We start from the raw sequence: 21225 nt of genomic DNA on the forward strand, positions 1-21225 counted from the left end.
GGGAAGGGGACAACCACATGACGATCGCCAGGATTCTCGCCGCAGCCTTGCTCGCCGGCACGGCCACCACCGCGGACGCAAAGACGGTGGTCGTCACCGCCGCACACATGATCGACGTCCTCGCGGGCAAGCGCGTCGACAACCCGCAGGTCACGATCGTCGACGGCCGCATCACCGCGGTCGGGCGCAAGGGCGATGCAGTGCCCGCCGGCGCCGAACGCGTCGATCTGGGCGAGCGTACGCTGCTTCCCGGCCTGATCGACATGCACGTCCACCTGACTAGCGACCCGACGCTCAGCGGCTACCGCCAGCTCGAATTCACCGACAATTTCTGGACCGTCGTCGGCGTCGCCAATGCGCGCAAAACGCTCGACGCTGGCTTCACCACCGTCCGCAACGTCGGCTCGGCCAATTACGACGACGTCGCGATCAAGCAGGGTATCGAGCGCGGCTACGTGCCCGGCCCGCGCATCGTCCCCGCCACCTACGCGCTCGGCGCGACCGGCGGCCACTGCGACGCGACCGAGTTCCCGCCCTCAATCCAGGTCCCGCACCCCCAGATCGCCAACACGCCCGACGAGTTTCGCGGTGCCGTTCGGACGATCCGCAAATACGGTGCCGAGGTGGTCAAGGTCTGCATGACCGGCGGCGTCCTCTCGAAGACCGACAGCGTCGGCGCGCAGCAGATCAGCCTCCCCGAGATCAAGGCGATCGTCGACGAAGCGCACATGCTCGGCATGAAGGTCGCAGTCCACGCCCACGGCACCGAAGGCATCAACGACGCACTCCGCGCCGGCGTCGACACGATCGAACACGCAAGCCTCGCCGACGCCGAATCGTTCAAGCTCGCCAAGGCCAGCGGCGCGTGGTTCGACATGGATATCTACGACGACGACTATATCCTCGCCGAGGGCGCGAAGAACGGCGTCTTCGCCGAAAGCCTCGAAAAGGAACGCGCGATCGGCCTCAAGCAACGCCAGACCTTCCGCGCGGCGCACGCCGCCGGGGTGAAGATGCTGTTCGGCACCGACGGCGGCGTCTACCCCAACGGCAACAACGCGCTCCAGTTCGCCAAGATGGTCGAATGGGGCATGACCCCGATCGAGGCGATCCAGGCCGCCACCTCCAGTGCCGCGACCGCGCTCGGACGCACCGCCGACGTCGGCGCGATCCAGCCCGGCCGCTTCGGCGACCTGATCGCGGTCGAAGGCGACCCGCTCGCCGATGTCCGCCAGTTGGAGCACCCCGCATTCGTCATGAAGGGCGGCGCGGTCGTCGTCGCAGCCCACTAAGTCACGCGGACCGGAACGGCGTCTGGTTCCCCCGCGAAAGCGGGGGCCAGGAATGACACGCGCTACATTCGCAACGCTGAAATGCCGCCTTCGCGGAAGCGCCACTCAAGCAATGAATCGGACATATGCATCACAAAAATGCGCAGACTTCAGAGATCTTTGGTGTGATGTAAAATATGTGAGTTTTGCATCAGGTGCATAGTTGGCAGGCACTTTTTCAGCAGCCTATTAGGTCTGATAAAGCCCGTGGATATGTTTCAGCGCCGCAGCGTCACACTGCCGCGCGCGACGGGTGAACTGCGTTACCGTCGCACCAGTGGTCTTCACAAAATCCTCCACCAGCAGCGTCGTCTCGCGATAATCCAGTTCGAATCCTTCGAGTAGGATCAGAGCCACGCCACGTTCGACCATCCGCGTCGCCTCTGACGCTGCGGCGGTGTACATCCGCCGAATGTGGCCGAGGTATTGTCTCATGACAGCGTACCGGAAATTTGGTGACGTCGATCGCTTTACCGCGCACCAATCGTCGGCCGACAATGTGTCGAGCAGCTTGAATAGTGCTTCGATGTACTTGCCCCATTCGCGCGGGTTGGCTCCAACCGTCTCGATCAGAGCAAGGGTCTGTTGTCTGTTGTCCAACTCAACCTCCCGCCGGAATCATGTAGTTGCCTTCAGCATATACCGGGATGTGAGTAGCATCCGTGATTAAGTGGCGATCGATGAGCGATTCTATACGTGAGGGGTAGCGCTCAGGCTGCTTTCGGAAAGCTGCCGCGCACCAGCGAGTTCCGCAGCGCGGTACCGACGGCGGCAGCACCGCAACTCCTCTATCAACCCTCCGCACAATCCTGTCGAAGGCCCACGCCCAAGGGGGAAGGCCGCGGTGACACTGCGCCCCAGACGCCCAATGTCGACACCCTGCCCACCGATCCGGGCCGTCGGCATTTCATCGTTACCTAGGCGCGGTTCGTCGCATGACGGCTTGCCGTCGCAGCAGGTTCAGCCTCCCCCGAGCACAACGCCGCGAGACCGCGCGCAGGGGATTTCGACGATGACGACCGACCGCGGGGCGCTGGCCGCCCTGCTCGCCACCATGACAGTCTTCGGGACCGTCCTGGGCACTGCCGCGACATCGGCAGCCGCGCAGACCGAGCCAGCCGCACCAGTACGCGGCCTGGAGCGTCTCCAGACGCCCGGTACACAGCCGACCCCGGACGCGAGCTCGATACCGGTCCCCGCCGCACCGACGATCGTCCTGCCGAGCGCATCGCCGACAACCGCGCCGGTCCCGCGTAACGCGTCGCCACCACGCGTGACGACCACCACCGCCTCCGACCGCGCGGCAAGGGATCGCCCGGCTACCAATCCAGCAGCGACCGATCGAACGACCGGCGAACGCGCGGCCAGCCGCAGCACGTCGGAAACGGCGACCCAACGGCGGACGTCGGAGCCCGACCAGACGCGGACGTCGACGCCTGCCGAGCCGCCCGTCACGGCGCCGACGCAAGAGCCCGTGCCGGCTCCCCAGTCTTCGCCGAGCGCGACCGCCCCCTCCGAAGCTGCGCCGCAACCCGCCACACCGACCGCGACGCCCGAGTCCACGCTCTCCGCGCCGGAAACGGGCAGGTCGATGCCGCTGTGGCTGTCGCTGACGGCGATCGTTGTGGTTCTCGGTGCGCTATGGGCACTCCGCCGCAAACCGCGCGGCAGTCGATTCGACCGAATCGAACCCGAAGCCTATGTCGAGCCTACCCCCGAGCCTGCCCCCGAGCCCGCCGCTCCGACTCCCCCGGCTCCCGCTGAACCGGTGATATCGTCGACGCCCGCTTCGCCTGCCGTCACACCGGTCGCCGTAGCCGGTGCGGCCATACCCGCGAGCGCACCCAAATTTCTCGAGCCTAGGACGAAGGTCGCGCCCACGCCGCCTGCTGCCGCCCGCGCACGACTGACATGCGAACTCCGCCCCCTGCGCGCGGGCCTCAATATGCTCAGCGCCACCGTCGAGTGCGAACTCATCATCACCAACACGGGGACCGCATCGGCCGAGGCGATCCGGACCGGCGTCGCGCTGCTCACCGCGCATGCCGATCAGGATATGGATCTTGCGCAGTTCAACGCCGCGCCCGTCGTCCGTCCCGCCGCGCCGCCCTTCGTCTTGGCCGCAGGCGAAACGCGCACCATCCGCACCGTCGCCGCGATTGCGCGCGAGGCGATCCGCACGATGACGGCCGCCAACCGCCCGATGTTCGTGCCCGTTCTCGCCGCGAATATTCTCTACGCAACGGCCGGCGACGACGCGCAGACCGCGCGCGCGTGGGTAGTCGGTATCGAGCGTACCGACTCCGCCAAGCTCGCTCCGTTCTGGCTCGATGGTCCAGCGAAGATCTTCACCACCGTCGCGGCCAGACCTCACGCGGCGACCTTCGAGCGCTGATCTCCAGGCTGTAGCTGCGATCGATCCGAAATCGTCCGCTTCTGTCATTTGACGTTTATCGATAAACGATACATATCGTTTATCGATAAACGGAGAATGGCATGCAGGATCGGGTTCTCGTCGTCGCCAGCGGTCTGGTACGGTTCGCGAATTGGCTGAACTGGGCCGTCGCGGTCGGGTTCGTGGTCGCGATCGTTGCCTCGTTCGTGTTCGGCGACGCGCTCACCGCGCGGCTCGTCACCAAATATCACGGCCACTACATCGGCGAGACGATCGGGCTGCTGCGGCTTACGGGCGTCCTTGGCCTCGTCGCCTGCGTTGCGGTCTATCACCTGTTCAACCCGCTGCTCGCAATCCTGGCAACGGTCCGCGCGGGCGACCCGTTCGTCGTCGCCAATGCCGACCGCCTCCAGCGGATCGGCTGGGCGCTGTTTGCGATCCAGCTGTTCGATCTCGCTTTGGGCGGAATCGTGCTCGCGCTCGACAGGATCGGCGTCGATCACGCGACGTGGGTGCCGGGCTTCACCGGATGGATCGGCGTCGTCATGCTGTTCGTGCTCGCCCGTGTGTTCCGCGTGGGGGCGGGCATGCGCGACGATCTGGCGATGACCGTCTGATGCCCGTCATCGTCACGCTCGACGGCATGCTCGCGGCGCGTGGGCTGACGCTGACCGAGCTTTCGCAGGCGGTCGACATCACGATGGCGAACCTGTCGATCCTGAAGACCGGCAAGGCCAAGGCGATCCGCTTTTCGACGCTGGAGGCGATCTGCACCGCGCTCGACTGCCAGCCGGGCGACATTCTGAGTTTCACAGCAGAGGGGGAAACGGCATGAGCGATCGTAGCGAAAGACTCGGGATTGGCGGGCGCATTGTCGGCGCGATCCTCGGCATGGCGCGCGCCGTCGTGGAGACCTATCGGCTCGGCGGACGCGCGGTGAAGGCGGCGCCGCTCGTCCTGGCGATCGCGGTGGTGCCGGAGTTTCTGCAGCATATCGCGGAAATTCACCTCGGCATGTTCGTATCGGTCGAGCAGTTTCGTGCGCTCGCCAACGATCCGCTACGCTGGGGCTTCGGCTACGTGAAGATCGCGGGGTTCGTCATCGGCATTCTCGCGGTCGCGCGATTCTGGTCGGTACGGTCGGTTCGTCGGACATTGCTGGTTGCGCCGATGACGTTCGTCCGGGTGGTCGTCGGATTGGTCGTGGGGCTGGCGGTCGCATCGCCGTTCATGTGGCTGGACAAGCAAGGTCTGCCGCCGGCGATCGCCGTTCCGCTTCAGATCGTTTCGGGGATCATCCAGGGCGGCTTCCTGATCTACATCGTCGGCGCGTTGATCGAGGATGCGTCGGTGACGCCAAAGCGGGCGATAACGTCGCTCCTCCCCGCCGGGATCGTCCTCAGCGTCTTGGCGGCCGTCGCGTTCGGCCCGGCGCAGGCGTTGCACATGGCCAATCACAAGCTCGCCTTGGGCCAGCCATTGCCGATCGTGTGGGCGCTGATGGTGTTCGACGCGCTGTGGGTCGGGCTGTTCGCGGCGCTGGTGGGCTCGGCCTTGTTTGTTGGCGTGAGAACCGGACTGACGTGGAAGGGCTGGACCGTACATCCGCGCGATCTGGATGCGGCGGTGGAGCGGGCGGACGACGCGCTGCGCTTCGACATCCAAACTGCCTGACCGCCGCCTCTGACCACCCCGGCGGAGGCCGGGGCCCAAGTGGGTGATCTGTCGTGAGGTGCGTCGCGCTTTGTTAGCGCCGCCTCCGAACTGAGCGACGGCTTCTGCTGGGGAAATAGGAAATTATTTGCGACGTGTTACGAAAAAGGGCGACCCCATCGCTGGGGCCGCCCTTTTTCTTAGCTGCGGCCAGCAGGGGCAAAGCCCCTGCTTCGTCGGTCGGCATGAATGCCGCCGGCCGGCCTTGCGGGGAGTGCGCTTCAGCGTGGCTGAAGCGTCTCTCCCGCTGCGGCTTACTTGACCTCGACGGTCGCGCCAGCTGCTTCGAGCTGAGCCTTGATCTTGGCGGCTTCGTCCTTCGACACGCCTTCCTTGACGGCCTTGGGAGCCGACTCGACCAGCGTCTTGGCTTCGGTCAGGCCGAGCGCGGTGATCGCACGGACTTCCTTGATGACGTTGATCTTCTTGCCACCGTCGCCGGTCAGGATGACGTCGAATTCGGTCTGCTCTTCTGCTGCAGGAGCAGCGGCGCCGCCGCCTGCTGCCGGTGCTGCGACCGCTGCTGCGGCCGAAACGCCCCACTTCTCTTCGAGCAGCTTCGAAAGCTCAGCTGCTTCGAGAACGGTCAGTTCGCTCAGGCTCTCAACGAGCGCGTTCAGGTCTGCCATGATAAATCTCCATCTCGGGGCTCGTGCCCCATCAGTTCAAAAAGGTAACGAAAGGCCTGCAAGATCAGGCGGCTTCCTTCTCCGCGTAGGCGGAAAGCACGCGCGCGAGCTGCGCTGCCGGAGCCTGCGTGATCGTTGCCAGCTTCGTGGCGGGTGCCACGATGAGGCCAACGATCTTGGCACGCAGTTCGTCCAGCGAGGGCAGCGTTGCGAGCGCCTTCACACCGTCGACGTCGAGGGTCGTCGCGCCCATCGCCCCACCCACGATTTCGAACTTGTCGTTCGTCTTCGCGAATTCCACGACCACCTTGGCGGCCGCGACGGGATCGATGGAGCTGGCCAGACCGACCGGACCCGTGAGCATGTCGCCCAGCGAGCTGTAGTCGGTGCCGTCCATTGCGATCTTGGCAAGCTTGTTCTTCGAGACCTTGTAGGTCGCGCCGGCGTCGCGCATCTTGTTCCGCAGCACAGTGGACTGTGCGACGGTCAGGCCGAGGTTGCGCGTGACAACGACGACGCCGACCTCGGAAAAGGTGCGGTTCAGCTCGGCTACGGCCGCGGTCTTTTGATCACGATCCATGCCATTCTCCACGTTTTACGAGTTCACCGCTTGCACAGTGGACCCGGTTACTAACCGGAGGCGCAGACAAACCCGCGCTTCCGGGGTGTCTCGTCGATGGGGCATGGGAGAGGGGCGGCACGCAGATGGGCCGACAAAATCTCATTCCCCGTCTAGGTGGGAGATTAAGCACCGGCAAACCCGCTGCACCCACTGTCTCGGACGGAGTTCGACGAGCAAGCCCGCCGAACGAAGGTGCGCCGTAGCGGAATTGGCGGGGGAGTCAAGTGGGTGGGTTCGGGTTGGCGCGTGTGATCGCGGGGGGCGCCCGCTTCCTTGTTCTCCCGCAAAGGTGGGGGCCCAGTCTGGATCCCCTTCTTTGCGGGGAAACAAGTCTTGGAGCTGTTGGCGCTGATCACGCGCCCCCGTCATCCTGAAGAAAGTCAGGATCCAGAGCCGAGAGGGGTGACGTCCGTAACCCTGGATCCTGACTTTCGTCAGGATGACGGAGTGGGGCAGGGCGGTGTGCCAACAGTGATCGTATCGGGACAGACGCAAAAAGGGCCGGGATCGCTCCCGGCCCTTTTCAACTTTAGCAGCAGGACGGGAGTAATCCCGTCCTCGTCGGTCGCGGTTGCCCGCGCCGGCCGGGCGCTCGCCGTCTCGTGGCTAGCTTTCGCTAGCCACGTGCGGCTCAGGCGCCAGCAACCTCGGTCGTGTCGACCTTGATGCCCGCACCCATGGTCGACGAGATCGCGACCTTCTGTACGTACTTGCCCTTGGCGCCGGTCGGCTTGGCCTTGACCACCGCGTCAACCAGTGCGTCGAAGTTCGCGCGCAGGTCTTCTGCCGGGAACGACGCCTTGCCGATGCCCGAGTGGATGATGCCGGCCTTCTCGACGCGGTATTCGATCTGGCCGCCCTTGGCTGCCTGAACCGCGGCGGCGACGTTCATCGTCACCGTGCCGAGCTTCGGGTTCGGCATCAGGCCCTTGGGACCCAGCACCTTGCCGAGGCGACCGACGATGCCCATCATGTCCGGGGTCGCGATGCAGCGATCGAAATCGATCGTGCCACCCTGGATGATTTCCATCAGGTCTTCGGCGCCGACGACGTCTGCGCCTGCTGCGAGAGCCTCCTCAGCCTTCGCGCCGCGGGCGAACACGCCGACGCGGACGGTCTTGCCGGTGCCCTTGGGCAGCGTGACGACGCCGCGGACCATCTGGTCTGCGTGACGCGGATCGACGCCCAGGTTCAGCGCGACTTCGATCGTCTCGTCGAACTTCGACGTGGCGCCCGACCGTGCGAGACCGATGGCCTCGTCGATGCCGTGCAGCTTGACGAGGTCGACCGTGACGGCCTTCTGCTTCTTGCTCAGCTTAGCCATGATATCAGCCCTCCACCACTTCGAGGCCCATTGCGCGGGCGCTGCCTTCGATGATCTTCGTCGCAGCGTCGATATCGTTGGCGTTGAGGTCCTTCATCTTCGTCGTGGCGATCTCGCTCAGCTGGCTGCGCTTGATCGTGCCAGCGACGACCTTGCCCGGCTCCTTCGAACCCGACTTGAGACCAGCGGCCTCCTTGATCAGGTACGAGGCAGGCGGGGTCTTGGTCTCGAACGAGAACGAGCGATCCGCATAGACCGTGATGACGGTCGGGATCGGCATGCCCTTCTTCAGTTCGCTCGTGCCGGCGTTGAACGCCTTGCAGAACTCCATGATGTTCACGCCGCGCTGACCCAGCGCAGGTCCGATCGGCGGCGCGGGCTTTGCCTCGCCTGCAGGAACCTGCAGCTTGATGTATCCGGTAATCTTTTTAGCCATGTCACTCTCTTTATGTGAGCCTAGCGGTGATGGCGGCTGCCTTTCGGCAACCTCCCGCAATTCCAACAGTGAAGGTGGAAGCCGGCGCTCATACCCCAAAACGCGCAAAGCGGCAACACCCCGCCCTTACTTCTCCGCGTCCCTTCTCCTCCGCGCCTCCGCGCCTCCGCGCGAACCCCGAATCTTCTGCTCCTCTGACTTCTCTTCGCGCCTTCGCGTGAACCGATCCTACTAAAGACTGCGCTTCCTTGCTCTCCCGCGAAGGCGGGAGCCCAGTCTGGATCCCCGCCTATGCGGGGAAACGAACTTGGAAACCACGCACCCATCACAAGCCCCCTTGCAATGTAGGATATCGAGGCAGACCCACTAGCGATGGCGCGCCCGTTCACCCCCGACCAGTTCACCCGCCGCCAGGCCGCACAGAACGCCGCGTTCCTCGCCGCCCTCCGCCGCACCGGTAACGCCCGCGAAGCCGCCAGCACGCTAGGCTACAACCGTTCCACCTTCACCAAGCGCCGCGCCGCCCACCCCGCCTTCGCCGCAAAATGGAACGCCGCTCTAGTCTTGGCGTCCGCCGCCCTCAAAGATCCTCCCCGGAACGGGGAGGGGGACCGCCGACCAGAGGTCGGGGGTGGAGGGGGCTCGCCCCAAACGCGACGCACCGACACCACGCCCACCACGACAAGAACCGCCAACGGCCGCCTCCAGCTCCGCCGCCCGCCCGCCAACCGCCTCGACCATGCCGCCGAGCAAGCCTTCCTCACCGCGCTCTCCGCCACCGCCAACATCCGCCTCTCGGCCGCCGCCGCGGGGTTCAGCCACTCCGCCTTCTACGCCCGCCGCAAAGCCAGCCCCGCCTTCGCCCGCGAGATGCGCCTCGCGCTCGCGGCCGGCTACGAGTCGGTCGAGTTCGCGCTGTTAGCCGGTACCCTGCCGGGCTCGCACGACCATGACGAATGGCGCCACAACGCTCCCCCACCGATCCCGCCGATGACCGCGAACCAGGCGCTGCAGCTCCTCCACCTGCACAACCGGACGGTCCACCTCCAGGAGGAGCCGCCGCACATCAAACGCCGCCGCGGCGAATCGAGCGACGCGCACAGCTACCGCCTGACGGCAATGTACGAAGCCCGCCAAGCCCGCGCCCGCGAAGCCTTCGACATCGCCGAAGCCGCCCGCAACGAACGCGGCGAACCGACGCTGACCAACCCGTATCCGGCGCCAAAGCCAGTACGCTTGCCAGCGCTCGATCAGGTCACCGGCTGGAGCAAGGCCGACCCGACGAAGGTGGCGCACGATCCAGATGTTGCGCTGTTCGGCGGGTGGCGGTTGAGGGACCGGGAGTAGCTGTGTCAGTTTCAAGGAGAGGAAAGCGGAGTGGTCGCTTTGGCGAAGCAGGTGCGATTAGCCGCCACTCGATCGACGCAAATATAGGTCGGGCCAATTCGCTGTAAATCGCACCCCGCTCATTTGAAGCTGGAACAGCCACTAATAGTAAAAATGGAGTCAGCATCACTTCGTTAATGCCCTGACTCCGGGTGGTTAAGGTTCGCAAAGGTCCCGGATTAATTCAACGAGGTAGCGAACGTCCTCAGGTATCTCGTCGGCCCGCATAGCTTTGGCGATATCGATCGGTCGGACACCAAATTTAGCTTTCAAGGATTCGGGGTGCTCTTGAGTGATTTCTTTTCCACGAGCGTCAACCATTGCGTCAGCGACATCCTGAGACGGGAAGTCGGCGGGTACTGCAAGTGCGTGGTCGGCCATCAGTTGCACCACGTCCGCCTCAGGCTGCCCGCTTGCCCGCGCGATCGCGGGCGGCCAGAGAAGGTAGTTCTCAATGTGACGCCGCCGCCAGATTTTGAGGTGGAGGTTTGGATCGACATTGTTCTGCGAGCGATCGGATAAGGTGGCCTTGTCTATCTGACCAATCGCCATGTCATCACGGTCGCGCAGGCTGACCGCGATCAAGTCCGGTATTTCCGCCTTCAACTGGAGGAAGAGATGTTTGCGCTCGGTAGCGCCACCTGTCCACGGCCACACCACGATGTTCCTCGGCCAAACGACGCCCAGCTGGTTCGCCCAAGCTTGAAGCATTCTAGCGTCACTTAACGCCTCGACAATTAACATTCGCTTCGACTTGCGGAGGGGGTCTAGCTTTGGTGCGTATTCACTGCCGAGGCCGATAAAGAGGCTAACCTTCCGCTCGTCCTGATCAAGATACTTGGCAGATGTTCCCCTGAACTCCACTATCTGTGTGTGCTCTGCGGCGCGGAGGATTTCGGTGCTGTGGGTGGCGAGCAGCACCTGTTTACCTGACGCAACAACAATTTCTTCGAGCGCTTCAATCAGCTGTGCTTGGAGTGACGGGTGCAAGTGCGAGTCCGGCTCGTCGAGAAGTAGAGTACAGGTGCTCGGACTTAGAGCCAGCGCATACACGCTGAGCCACTGGAGGAATCCGCTGCCCTCCGCCATGAGATCGCGCGCATTGAAGTTGATAAAGCGCGTGAAAGTGGTGCCATCAATTTTGCCTTTGATGCAGTTGACCCGAATGTAGCTGTGAAAAAGGTCGTTGAAAGGTTCGACGTTGAGTTGCATCCCAAAAATGCGGCCCATGGTCGCCTGTAGAATCTCCCACGGATCCTCGTCGCGCAACCGCTTCAGGTCAGACGTCTTGATCTTAGTTCTGCCGTCCTTGAGGCGGACCCGAGTTGCTAGGTTAACCTCGTTCATGTCGAGCAGTAGATTGCGGATAACGCCACCGGCAAGGCCCCGCCCGATCAGCCCGCGCCGTTCGGCGCCCGACATCTTATTCTCGCGTTGCGCAATGCCGGCGAATGGTGGCAGGTAGGCCACCGATGGGAGAGCGTCGTCGTCCGTCAAGTTGGAGTCCGCCGCCTTGACGAACAGGCGATCGTTCGTCAGCGCGAGCGAGAGGCGCAGGTGCTTCGAGAGGCCGCCAGCGGTCCAGCCGCACTCGATAGATAGCGAGTAGCCATCCTGACCGGGTACCTGGCTCTTTAGGTTACTCCACAAATGCTTGAGGCTGGCTACTGCGATTGGAGAGAACTCATCGTCCGATAGGCCTAGGCCCTGACCGCGGTATCCGGCGCTGAGGCTTGGACGGCCCCGTTCGTTCTCAAGCACCAGGCGACAAAACTCCCAAACAGCAATCGCCTGTAGTAGCGTCGATTTACCAGAGTTATTACCGCCCGCGAGAAACGAAATGCCGGTTGGGTGCAAAGCGAAGGATGAATTCATAAATCGCTTGAATCGCGTGAGCTTAACGCTCTCTATCATTCTTCTGCCCCTGAGACCGTGAGCCGGTCTTCAGACAGTGTGCCGGGCGTCGCACTCTTTGGCCATCCCGATTGTTGCATTCCGGCAATATCCATTAAGGCGTGCGACCCATTATCATTATCGTGGCCGTATCCAGTCACGAAACAATCATCGTTCTGAACGGATATCCGCTTTCGGAGGTGCGAATTTCCAACTGGGAAGTCCGATTGTGAGGGCTTTAGGTCGAAAATGCGTGCTTGGGGCACAGCTTTCGTAAAGCAGATCCATACACCCGGCGCGATGGTCTGGGGGAAGCTATACATGGTGACGTATCAGGCCACGAGCCTGTATTATTGCGACCGTAGCGCGGTGACGGCTCGGGTGTGGCGGATAGCGTGCAGTTTTGAGATGTATGTGCCTGTAAGTTAGGCGTAGCCTTGCCTGACGGCATAATAGAGGCGAGACATCCGCCGTTTTCCGTCATCCTGACGAAAGTCAGGATCCAGAGTTACGGAACGCTGGCCGGCTTGGCTCTGGATCCTGACTTTCGTCAGGATGACGGAGCGGGGGATGGCTCTGGGGGGATGCGCGCCCACCTAAAGCGCGAAGCGGGAGTAAATCCCGCGTCGTCGGCCGGGCCGTTGGCCCGCCGGCCGGTCGAGACCGTCTCGTGATTAGCCGTCAGCTAATCACGTGCGGCCGCAAGCGCGCCGCTCTGCGGCTTACTTGCTTCTTTCGACCTGCTCGAACTCGAGCTCCACAGGCGTCGCGCGCCCAAAGATCGACACCGAAACCTTGACCCGGCTGCGGTCGAAGTCGAGTTCTTCGACGAGACCGTTGAAGGTCGCGAACGGGCCGTCGAGGACCTTGACCTGATCGCCGATCTCGTAGTCGACCTTGACCTTCTGCTTGGGCGCAGCGGCGGCTTCTTCCTTGCTGTTCAGCATCCGCGTGGCTTCCGCCTCGCTGATCGCCTGCGGCTTGCCCATGCTGCCGAGGAAGCCGGTGACCTTCGGCGTGTTCTTCACCAGGTGATACACGTCGTCGTTCATGTTCAGCTTGGCGAGGACGTAGCCCGGCATGAACTTGCGCTCGACCGCGATCTTCTTGCCGCGACGGGCCTCGGTGGTGGTTTCGGTCGGGACTTCGATCTGCTCGACGAGCTGTTCGAGACCCATCCGGGTCGCCTCGGCCATGATCGAGTCGCGGACTTTGCCCTCGAAACCCGAATAGGCGTGAATGATGTACCAGCGCGCCATGACGGAACCTTGCTTACTGAGCGAGTTTGAGGAGGGCGGAGACGATCGCTTGCAGGATCGAGTCGACGCCCAGGAAGAACAGCGCGAGGATCGTCGTCATGATCACCACCATCACGCCGGTCATGACCGTCTCGCGACGCGTCGGCCACGTGACCTTCGCGGTCTCGTTGCGGACCTGCTGGATGAATTCGAGGGGGGACGTCTTCGCCACGATGTTCTTCGAACCCGCTGATTGAGAAACTGAGATGCGAGACATAGACCCACTAGCCGCTCCCTGTGAAGGGCAGCGGCGGCAGGTCCGTCCTCGCTGTCGGAAGCGCGGCAGATAGCTTCCGCCCGTCGTGAAAGCAAGTGCGCGGCAGGAGAGGGCGGGCAGCGTGCCGGAAGATAGCGGGGCGGTGGCTCGAGAAGAGGCCCGAGAAAAGGCGGTGGGGAAGGCGGGGAGAACGCGGGGGGGGAAATGGCGGGGGAGAGTGCTTGGGTCACTCGATCCCCCGCACGATCGTCTTGCCGGTGCCGGTTTGACCGGCGGCTCCGCTCCCACGGTTTCTATTTATCGTTCGGCTTGACGACGGCATGGCAGGTGTACGCCGAACGCGGACGAAAAAAAAGGCCGGTACGAGACCGGCCATGAAAGTTTTTAGGAGAGGATGCCTGAAAGGCCTGATCGTTGTGCATCGCAGCACATCATAGAGCAATTGCGGAAATTGCATTATTAAATGCATTTTCTGCAATCGCGATGGACGTGCGAAGGCACCGCGGGAAACGGTGCCGTTCGAAATCGAAATTTAAAGGGGGTGGCAGGAGTGCTCGGATTCGAACCGAGGGCCTTCGGTTTTGGAGACCGACGCTCTAACCAACTGAGCTACACTCCTACACGGACGCGCCCCTTACCCAGCGTTTTCGGGAAGGGCAAGCGTCTCGCGTGCAATTCGTCCCGTAAGCGTCCCAACGATCATCGTAAGGATGATGCGTTGCACGATGCGCGGTTTGCCCGTTAACCGTACGCCCTCCCGTGGGATGTAGGAAAGCGTAATCGTATGAAGGCGGGATTGATGATGCTGGCGCTGCCGGTCGCGGCGTTGCTCACAGGGGCGGGGCCGGTTCCGCAAGTGCCGGACCTGGGGCCGCAGCTCGAACGCTTCACCTATCCGTGGCCGGTGCAGACGATGGAAGTCGATATCGTCGGCAGCCCTGCGCAGATGGCGTTCATGGATATCGCGCCACAGCGCCCCAATGGCCGCACGGTCGTGCTACTCCACGGCAAGAATTTCTGCGGCGCGACCTGGGGCAGCACCGCACGGGCGCTGAGCGAGGTCGGCTACCGGGTGATCGTCCCCGACCAGATCGGCTTCTGCAAATCGTCCAAGCCCCGCGCGGCACAGTATAGCTTCGAGATGCTGGCGACGTTCACCAAGCGGCTGCTCGAATCGCGCGGCATCACGCGGGCGACGATCGTCGGGCACTCGATGGGCGGCATGCTCGCGATGCGGTACGCCATTCTCTACCCGGCGTCGGTCGAGAAGCTGGTGCTCGTCAATCCGCTCGGTCTGAAGGATCGCGGCGAGGAGGGCGTGCCCTATACCGACGTCGACACATTGTGGGCGAACGAGAAGAAGACGAGCTACGCGTCAATCAAGGCGTATCAGCTCGAGAACTATTACCACGGTGTGTGGAAGCCATCGTACGATCGCTGGGTATGGATGCAGGCGGGCATGTACCAGGGGGCAGGGCGCGACTCCGTTGCGCTCGCGCAGGCGAAGACCAGCGAGATGATCAAGACGCAACCGGTCGCGCACGAACTCTACCGGATTACGCCTTCGACTACGCTGATCGTTGGCACGCTGGACAAGACCGCGTTCGGCCGCGCGCAGGCGCCGGCGAATCTGCGCAAGTTCCTCGAGCCGGTGCCGGTGATCGCGCCGCGCGCGGTGAAGCAGATGCCGAATGCGAATTTGGTGATGCTTGATGGGCTGGGTCACTCGCCGCAGGTGGAAGACCCCGCGCGATTCGAGAAGACGCTGCTTGCGGTGCTCGGGACCCGACCACGGTAGAGGAGCTGCGATCCTCCCCCGCTAGGGGGAGGTGGCTGGCTCTTGCCAGACGGAGGGGGAGGGGGGCGACAACGCAGGTCTCGTGTTCCTCCCCCTCCGCCACCTGCGGTGCCACCTCCCCCTGGCGGGGGAGGGTGAGAGAGGTGTCGTCGTCGGATTCGCGTGAGCCATTGTCTCTGCCCACGAAGCCAATCCTTCGCCAGCCCCATCCGATTCCAACCCGTTGACCGCAACCGACTCCTGACCTATAGGCGCGGCCTGTTCTTCGGGAGTCTTTCCCGCCGGGCATGCTTGAACATTGCTGGATGCATTCCAGGACCTGAGGGGCGCTTCCGCGTTCCTATGGTCCTTTTTGTATTCTCAGGCGCCTCATGGCTCCAGCAAAGTAACCACTTGAAAGGTGAAGGCTTCAATGCCGACGATCAACCAGCTGGTCCGCAAGGGCCGCGATCCGCAGAAGGCCAAGTCGAAGGTCCCTGCGATGGAAGCAAATCCGCAGAAGCGTGGCGTTTGCACGCGCGTCTACACGACGACCCCGAAGAAGCCGAACTCGGCTCTGCGCAAGGTGGCCAAGGTTCGCCTGACCAACCAGCGCGAAGTCATCAGCTACATCCCGGGCGAGGGCCACAATCTTCAGGAGCATTCGGTTGTCCTGATCCGTGGCGGTCGTGTCCGCGATCTTCCCGGTGTTCGCTATCACGTCCTGCGCGGCGTGCTCGATACACAGGGTGTGAAGGACCGGCGTCAGTCGCGTTCCAAGTACGGCGCCAAGCGTCCGAAGTAAGCCGGTCAGGTATCTGATCACTAAGGCTGAAGTTTAGAAGGAATACAAAATGGCACGTCGTCGTCGTCCCGAAAAGCGGGTCATCCTGCCTGATCCCAAGTTCGGGGATGAGGTTCTGTCGAAGTTCATGAACAGCGTCATGCTGGACGGCAAGAAGTCCGTCGCAGAGCTTATCGTGTACGGTGCGTTCGAAACCGTCGAGAGCCGCGCCAAGCGTGACCCGATCGGCGTTTTCCACGATGCGCTGAACAACGTGAAGCCGGGCATCGAAGTCCGTTCGCGCCGCGTCGGTGGTGCAACGTACCAGGTGCCGGTCGAGGTTCGTCCGGAGCGCGCACAGGCGCTGGCGATTCGCTGGCTGATCGGTGCGGCGCGTTCGCGCAGCGAGAACACGATGGCCGCACGGCTGTCGGGTGAGCTGATGGATGCCGCCAACAACCGTGGCAACGCGGTCAAGAAGCGTGAAGATACGCACCGGATGGCGGAAGCCAACCGTGCATTCTCGCACTACCGCTGGTAACAGCGGGCTTTGAAGCCTAGCATTGCTATCCGTGTGATGGGCGGTCTTTCGCCTGTCATGCAAACACCTATATATTGGGGAGCCGGCACGTTCGGCTCCCCATATCCTTAAGGAAGCACGATCATGGCCCGCAGCCATCCGCTCGACCGTTACCGCAACATCGGCATCATGGCGCACATCGACGCCGGTAAGACGACGACGACCGAGCGCATCCTCTATTACACCGGCAAGTCCTACAAGATCGGCGAAGTGCATGAAGGCACCGCGACGATGGATTGGATGGAGCAGGAGCAGGAGCGCGGGATCACGATCACGTCGGCTGCGACCACCTGCAAGTGGCGCGCCGAAGAAGGTAAGGGCGAAGAGCACCTTATCAACATCATCGATACGCCCGGCCACGTCGACTTCACGATCGAAGTCGAGCGTTCGCTTCGTGTGCTCGATGGCGCGGTCGCATGCTTCGACGGCGTGGCCGGCGTCGAGCCGCAGTCCGAGACCGTGTGGCGTCAGGCCGACAAGTACGGCGTGCCGCGCATGTGCTTCGTCAACAAGCTCGACCGCACCGGTGCCGATTTCTACTTCTGCGTGAACTCGATCATCGATCGTCTCGGTGCGCGTCCGGCCGTGCTGTATCTCCCGATCGGCATGGAAGGCGGCTTCAAGGGCCTCGTCGATCTCGTCGAGAACCGCGCGATCATCTGGCTCGAAGAGAGCCTGGGCGCGAAGTTCGAATATGCCGAGATCCCTGAGGATCTGGTCGAGAAGGCCGCAAAGTATCGCAGCGAGCTGATCGAGATGGCCGTCGAGCAGGACGATGCCCTCATGGAGGCGTATCTCGAAGGCAACGAGCCGAGCGTCGCCGACCTCAAGAAGCTGATCCGCAAGGGTACGCTGAGCATGGCGTTCGTCCCCGTCGTTTGCGGTTCGGCGTTCAAGAACAAGGGTGTTCAGCCTTTGCTCGACGCCGTCGTCGACTATCTGCCTTCGCCGCTCGACGTTCCAGCGATCCAGGGTCTGAAGCTCGACGGCGTGACGCCGGACGAGCGTCCGTCCTCGGACGACGTTCCGTTCTCGGCACTCGCGTTCAAGATCATGAACGATCCGTTCGTCGGTACGCTGACCTTCGCCCGCATCTACTCCGGCAAGCTGGAGACCGCATCGCAGGTCACCAACTCGGTCAAGGACAAGAAGGAAAAGGTCGGCCGTATGCTGCTTATGCATGCGAACAGCCGTGAGGACATCCAGGAGGCTTTCGCTGGCGACATCGTCGCTCTCGCGGGTCTCAAGGATACCACGACCGGTGACACGCTCTGCGCGATGAACGCACCGATCATTCTCGAGCGGATGGAATTCCCCGAGCCCGTGATCGAGCTGTCGGTGGAGCCGAAGACCAAGGCCGACCAGGAGAAGATGGGTGTCGCGCTCAATCGTCTCGCACGCGAGGATCCTTCGTTCCGCGTGTCGTCGGACCCCGAGTCGGGCCAGACCATCATCAAGGGCATGGGCGAGCTCCATCTCGAGATCCTGGTCGATCGCATGAAGCGTGAGTTCAAGGTCGAGGCGAACGTCGGCGCTCCTCAGGTCGCATATCGCGAGTATCTGAAGAAGCCGGTCGACGTCGACTACACGCACAAGAAGCAGTCGGGTGGTACCGGCCAGTTCGGTCGCGTGAAGGTCAAGGTCACGCCGGGCGAGCGCGGTTCGGGCATCACGTTCAAGGACGAGATCAAGGGCGGTAACATTCCGAAGGAATATCTGCCCGCGATCGAGAAGGGCTTCCGCGAAACCGCTGCGTCGGGTTCGTTGGTCGGCTTCCCGATCATCGATTTCGAGATCGTACTGTATGACGGCGCGTATCACGACGTCGACTCGTCGGCTCTGGCGTTCGAAATCTGTGCCCGTGGCGCAATGCGCGAAGTCGCACAGAAGTCGGGCATCACGCTGCTCGAGCCGGTCATGAAGGTCGAGGTCGTCACCCCGGAGGATTATCTGGGCGACGTCATCGGCGACATGAACAGCCGTCGTGGCCAGATCCAGGGCACCGACAGCCGCGGCAACGCGCAGACGGTCGAGGCGATGGTCCCGCTGGCGAACATGTTCGGCTACGTGAACTCGCTCCGTTCGTTCACGCAGGGTCGCGCGAACTACTCGATGCAGTTCTCGCACTATGACGAAGTGCCGCAGAACGTTGCGGACGAGGTGAAGGCTAAGCTGGCGTAAGCCGAAGGCGCACGGAGCCAGGGCAACCTGGCTCCGAGACGCCGCAAGGCCGGCCGGCCTCGGGCTCGCCCGAGGACCGACGACACGGAATTCACTTCCGTGTCGGCTCCCTGATCGAGGCAGGGGCTGGCGCAACGCTTTAACAGCCGCTATTGGGCCGCGTTCGCGCGGTTCCCGGGGTGGCACCGGAATACGAATCAGAAGGTAGGAAACAATGGCCAAGGCAAAATTTGAGCGGAACAAGCCGCATCTCAACATCGGCACCATCGGTCACGTCGATCATGGCAAGACGTCGCTCACCGCTGCGATCACGAAGGTTCTGGCAGAGACGACCGGCGGTACCGCCGTCGACTTCGCCAACATCGACAAGGCTCCCGAGGAGCGCGAGCGCGGTATCACGATCTCGACCGCACACGTCGAGTACGAGACGGCCAACCGTCACTACGCGCACGTCGATTGCCCGGGCCACGCCGATTATGTGAAGAACATGATCACCGGCGCAGCTCAGATGGACGGCGCGATCCTCGTCGTTTCGGCGACCGATGGCCCGATGCCACAGACCCGTGAGCACATCCTGCTCGCACGCCAGGTCGGCGTGCCTGCCATGGTCGTGTTCATGAACAAGGTCGATCTGGTCGACGACGAGGAAATCCTCGAGCTGGTCGAGATGGAAATCCGCGAGCTGCTCAGCTCGTACGACTTCCCGGGCGACGACATCCCTGTCATCAAGGGTTCGGCTACCTGCGCACTGTCGGGTTCGAACCAGAAGCTCGGCGCCGACGCCGTCACCGAGCTTATGCAGGCTGTCGACGACTACATCCCGCAGCCAGAGCGTCCGCTCGACAAGCCGTTCATGATGCCGATCGAGGACGTGTTCTCGATCTCGGGTCGTGGTACGGTCGTCACCGGCCGTGTCGAGACTGGCATCGTCAAGGTTGGTGAGGAAGTCGAGATCGTCGGCATCCACCCGACCGTCCGCAAGACCACGGTCACGGGCGTCGAGATGTTCCGCAAGCTGCTCGACCAGGGCCAGGCTGGCGATAACGTCGGCGCGCTGATCCGCGGTGTTGCACGCGACGAAGTCGAGCGTGGCCAGGTGCTCTGCAAGCCAGGCACGATCAAGCCGCACACCGACTTCAACTCGGAAGTGTACGTGCTGTCGAAGGAAGAGGGTGGCCGTCACACGCCGTTCTTCGCCAACTACCGCCCGCAGTTCTACTTCCGTACGACGGACGTGACCGGCACCGTCGAGCTGCCTGAGGGCACCGAGATGGTCATGCCAGGCGACAACGTGTCGCTCGGCATCAAGCTGATCGCACCGATCGCCATGGACGTGGGCCAGCGCTTCACGATCCGCGAAGGCGGCCGTACCGTCGGTGCAGGCGTCGTCAGCCAGATCGACAAGTAAGCATCCTCTCCTTCGGGAGGTGATAGAAGAGCCCGGCTTCTCGCGAGAGAGGCCGGGCTTTTTCGTGTTTGGCGCGTACGAAAGGCGTGGCGGCAAGATCGATCAACGTAGTCCGTTATCGCCCAGTCTCGGACGCTTACGCGCCTCTCAGCCTTGCCTAACACCGACCACTCGTTCAGCTTCAGAGTATGCGGGGGTTAGCTGTCACGTTCTGGGGATTGTTGCAGGTTGCGGGATGCTCTGTTGGCAAACCATCAGTGCATGAAGTTGCTCTTATCGAAGCTGTCACGGCTCACAGCAGTTGTGTCGGGGACCTAGCTAGGTGGCATCGCGAATTCTACTTCCAACCGGCTCTGGGGCTGATCGGCTCTGGTGTGGATAAGGGAACCATAAACGTCGAATATTCGGCAGGTCGTAATGGTGAAAAGGCCGGTCGCTTCGTCACAGAACCCCCAACGGTTACCAAGTTTGACGATTCACAATCCGCTTTTGCGTGGGGACGATGGAACCGCACATCTGGTCGATTTGATAGCTGGACGTGCGGTTGTAACGTAGGCGTGCCGGTCCGTAGCAGTGGGCCGCCTGCCTGCCCGGAACTGGGCAAATAATTCTACTCACCCCCGCAAGAGCGGTCAGAACGCGTTCCTCTCCATCCTCCCACGCTAGGGGGAGGTGGCGCCGGAGGCGTCGGAGGGGGAGGGGGCGATTAGCTCTCGATGATGGTTCGGCGTCGGAGTGCGATGGACATGATCTGGCGAACGACGTCGTCGAGGTTTGCTAGCATTTCGCGGGCTGGGTAGCGAAGGACTTGTATGTTTTGCGCGATCAACCAAGCGTCTCGCGCTGCGTCTCGTTCGGGGCGGTTGCCGTGGTTGTGGGCTTCGCCGTCAACTTCGATCGCGAGTCGGGCTGGGGCGCAGTAGAAGTCCAGGACGTAGCGGCCTGCTGCGTGTTGCTTTCGGAAGCGTAGGCCTTCTTCGTTAGCTCGTAGCGCTAGCCAGAGGGCGATCTCGGGCGGGGTCATCTGTTTTCGCAGGCGCTTGGCGTTGGTGCGACCGGGTAGGGATCCTTCGAGCCGCATCGCTTGCCTCCCCCTCCGTCGCCTCTGGCGACACCTCCCCCTGGCGGGGGAGGATTGACTAGGTAGCATGGCGTTCGACAGGCCGAGCCGGAAAACCCGCTCCCCCCGGTTGCATTTCACCCGACTCTCCCGTAATGGCCCGCCTTCGGTTTAAACATCAACCAGCAAGA

20 protein-coding genes and 1 tRNA gene are annotated in these 21225 nt (G+C 62.8%); 11 read left to right on the forward strand and 10 right to left on the reverse strand.

The features are described from left to right. Window positions 1-17 precede the first annotated feature (17 nt). The gene (locus C8J43_RS15600; RefSeq protein ID WP_133031696.1) at window positions 18-1292 is read left to right on the forward strand and encodes an amidohydrolase family protein; all 1275 of its coding nucleotides are present in this window, start codon (window positions 18-20) and stop codon (window positions 1290-1292) included. Window positions 1293-1520: 228 nt separating this feature from the next. Here C8J43_RS15600 and C8J43_RS15605 read toward each other — a convergent pair whose 3' ends face one another. Then, complete coding sequence (locus C8J43_RS15605; protein ID WP_133031697.1) at window positions 1521-1931, reverse strand: hypothetical protein; 411 nt, start codon at window positions 1929-1931, stop codon at window positions 1521-1523. A gap of 412 nt (window positions 1932-2343) precedes the next feature. Between C8J43_RS15605 and C8J43_RS15610 the strand changes: the two genes are divergently transcribed. The 4 genes from C8J43_RS15610 to C8J43_RS15625 all read left to right on the forward strand — a co-directional run bounded on the left by C8J43_RS15610 (window position 2344) and on the right by C8J43_RS15625 (window position 5400). Further along, entirely contained in the window at window positions 2344-3726 is a 1383-nt protein-coding gene (locus tag C8J43_RS15610; RefSeq protein ID WP_133031698.1) for a hypothetical protein, read from the forward strand. A gap of 101 nt (window positions 3727-3827) precedes the next feature. Next, window positions 3828-4343: a DUF2975 domain-containing protein gene (locus C8J43_RS15615; RefSeq protein WP_133031699.1), complete on the forward strand. Its 516-nt coding sequence runs from the start codon at window positions 3828-3830 to the stop codon at window positions 4341-4343. Then, the gene (locus tag C8J43_RS15620) at window positions 4343-4561 is read left to right on the forward strand and encodes a helix-turn-helix transcriptional regulator (protein ID WP_060524113.1); all 219 of its coding nucleotides are present in this window, start codon (window positions 4343-4345) and stop codon (window positions 4559-4561) included. The genes C8J43_RS15615 and C8J43_RS15620 overlap by 1 nt, the downstream gene beginning before the upstream one ends. Next, the gene (locus C8J43_RS15625; RefSeq protein WP_133031700.1) at window positions 4558-5400 is read left to right on the forward strand and encodes a hypothetical protein; all 843 of its coding nucleotides are present in this window, start codon (window positions 4558-4560) and stop codon (window positions 5398-5400) included. Before C8J43_RS15620 ends, C8J43_RS15625 begins: the two co-directional genes overlap by 4 nt. 293 nt (window positions 5401-5693) lie before the next feature. On the opposite strand, the gene rplL is transcribed toward C8J43_RS15625, so the two are convergent. The 4 genes from rplL to rplK form a co-directional block, all read right to left on the reverse strand. Beyond that, complete coding sequence (rplL, locus tag C8J43_RS15630) at window positions 5694-6068, reverse strand: 50S ribosomal protein L7/L12 (protein ID WP_056047577.1); 375 nt, start codon at window positions 6066-6068, stop codon at window positions 5694-5696. 64 nt (window positions 6069-6132) lie between these two features. Next, complete coding sequence (gene rplJ / locus C8J43_RS15635) at window positions 6133-6648, reverse strand: 50S ribosomal protein L10 (RefSeq protein ID WP_055879768.1); 516 nt, start codon at window positions 6646-6648, stop codon at window positions 6133-6135. A 673-nt stretch (window positions 6649-7321) separates the two neighbouring features. Then, a complete protein-coding gene (gene rplA / locus C8J43_RS15640) occupies window positions 7322-8014 on the reverse strand; it encodes a 50S ribosomal protein L1 (RefSeq protein WP_056047582.1) in 693 nt (230 codons plus the stop codon). Between the two features lie 4 nt (window positions 8015-8018). Beyond that, window positions 8019-8450 carry a 50S ribosomal protein L11 gene (gene rplK / locus C8J43_RS15645; protein WP_056047586.1) on the reverse strand — a complete coding sequence of 144 codons (432 nt, stop codon included), beginning with the start codon at window positions 8448-8450 and terminating at the stop codon, window positions 8019-8021. Window positions 8451-8822: 372 nt separating this feature from the next. On the opposite strand from rplK, the gene C8J43_RS15650 reads away from it, so the two are divergent. Continuing rightward, complete coding sequence (locus tag C8J43_RS15650; RefSeq protein ID WP_133031701.1) at window positions 8823-9797, forward strand: hypothetical protein; 975 nt, start codon at window positions 8823-8825, stop codon at window positions 9795-9797. 195 nt (window positions 9798-9992) lie between these two features. Here the strand turns inward: C8J43_RS15650 and C8J43_RS15655 are convergent, their stop codons facing one another. From C8J43_RS15655 to C8J43_RS15670, 4 genes are all read right to left on the reverse strand, one after another. Continuing rightward, entirely contained in the window at window positions 9993-11711 is a 1719-nt protein-coding gene (locus C8J43_RS15655; protein WP_165899646.1) for an ATP-binding protein, read from the reverse strand. 740 nt (window positions 11712-12451) lie between these two features. Continuing rightward, complete coding sequence (gene nusG, locus C8J43_RS15660) at window positions 12452-12988, reverse strand: transcription termination/antitermination protein NusG (RefSeq protein WP_055872668.1); 537 nt, start codon at window positions 12986-12988, stop codon at window positions 12452-12454. Window positions 12989-13001: 13 nt separating this feature from the next. Further along, complete coding sequence (gene secE, locus C8J43_RS15665; RefSeq protein ID WP_056047594.1) at window positions 13002-13199, reverse strand: preprotein translocase subunit SecE; 198 nt, start codon at window positions 13197-13199, stop codon at window positions 13002-13004. Window positions 13200-13786: 587 nt separating this feature from the next. Beyond that, window positions 13787-13863 (reverse strand) — tRNA-Trp (locus C8J43_RS15670). A gap of 165 nt (window positions 13864-14028) precedes the next feature. Here C8J43_RS15670 and C8J43_RS15675 point away from each other — a divergent pair. The 5 genes from C8J43_RS15675 to tuf all read left to right on the forward strand — a co-directional run bounded on the left by C8J43_RS15675 (window position 14029) and on the right by tuf (window position 19974). Continuing rightward, window positions 14029-15042, forward strand: a complete 1014-nt coding sequence (locus C8J43_RS15675; protein ID WP_133031703.1) for an alpha/beta hydrolase — start codon at window positions 14029-14031, stop codon at window positions 15040-15042. Between the two features lie 412 nt (window positions 15043-15454). Beyond that, complete coding sequence (gene rpsL / locus C8J43_RS15680; RefSeq protein ID WP_010164594.1) at window positions 15455-15826, forward strand: 30S ribosomal protein S12; 372 nt, start codon at window positions 15455-15457, stop codon at window positions 15824-15826. Window positions 15827-15875: 49 nt separating this feature from the next. After that, window positions 15876-16346, forward strand: coding sequence for a 30S ribosomal protein S7 (gene rpsG, locus C8J43_RS15685; RefSeq protein ID WP_031393769.1), 471 nt, complete (start codon window positions 15876-15878; stop codon window positions 16344-16346). 123 nt (window positions 16347-16469) lie between these two features. Beyond that, window positions 16470-18566 (forward strand): elongation factor G, encoded by a 2097-nt coding sequence (gene fusA / locus C8J43_RS15690; RefSeq protein ID WP_133031704.1) that lies wholly within the window; start codon window positions 16470-16472, stop codon window positions 18564-18566. Between the two features lie 214 nt (window positions 18567-18780). After that, window positions 18781-19974, forward strand: coding sequence for an elongation factor Tu (tuf, locus tag C8J43_RS15695; protein WP_031393767.1), 1194 nt, complete (start codon window positions 18781-18783; stop codon window positions 19972-19974). 706 nt (window positions 19975-20680) lie between these two features. Here tuf and C8J43_RS15700 read toward each other — a convergent pair. Continuing rightward, entirely contained in the window at window positions 20681-21124 is a 444-nt protein-coding gene (locus tag C8J43_RS15700; protein ID WP_347812515.1) for an endonuclease domain-containing protein, read from the reverse strand. Between the last annotated feature and the right edge of the window lie 101 nt (window positions 21125-21225).

The organism is Sphingomonas sp. PP-CE-1G-424, assembly GCF_004341085.1.
Lineage (GTDB): Bacteria > Pseudomonadota > Alphaproteobacteria > Sphingomonadales > Sphingomonadaceae > Sphingomonas.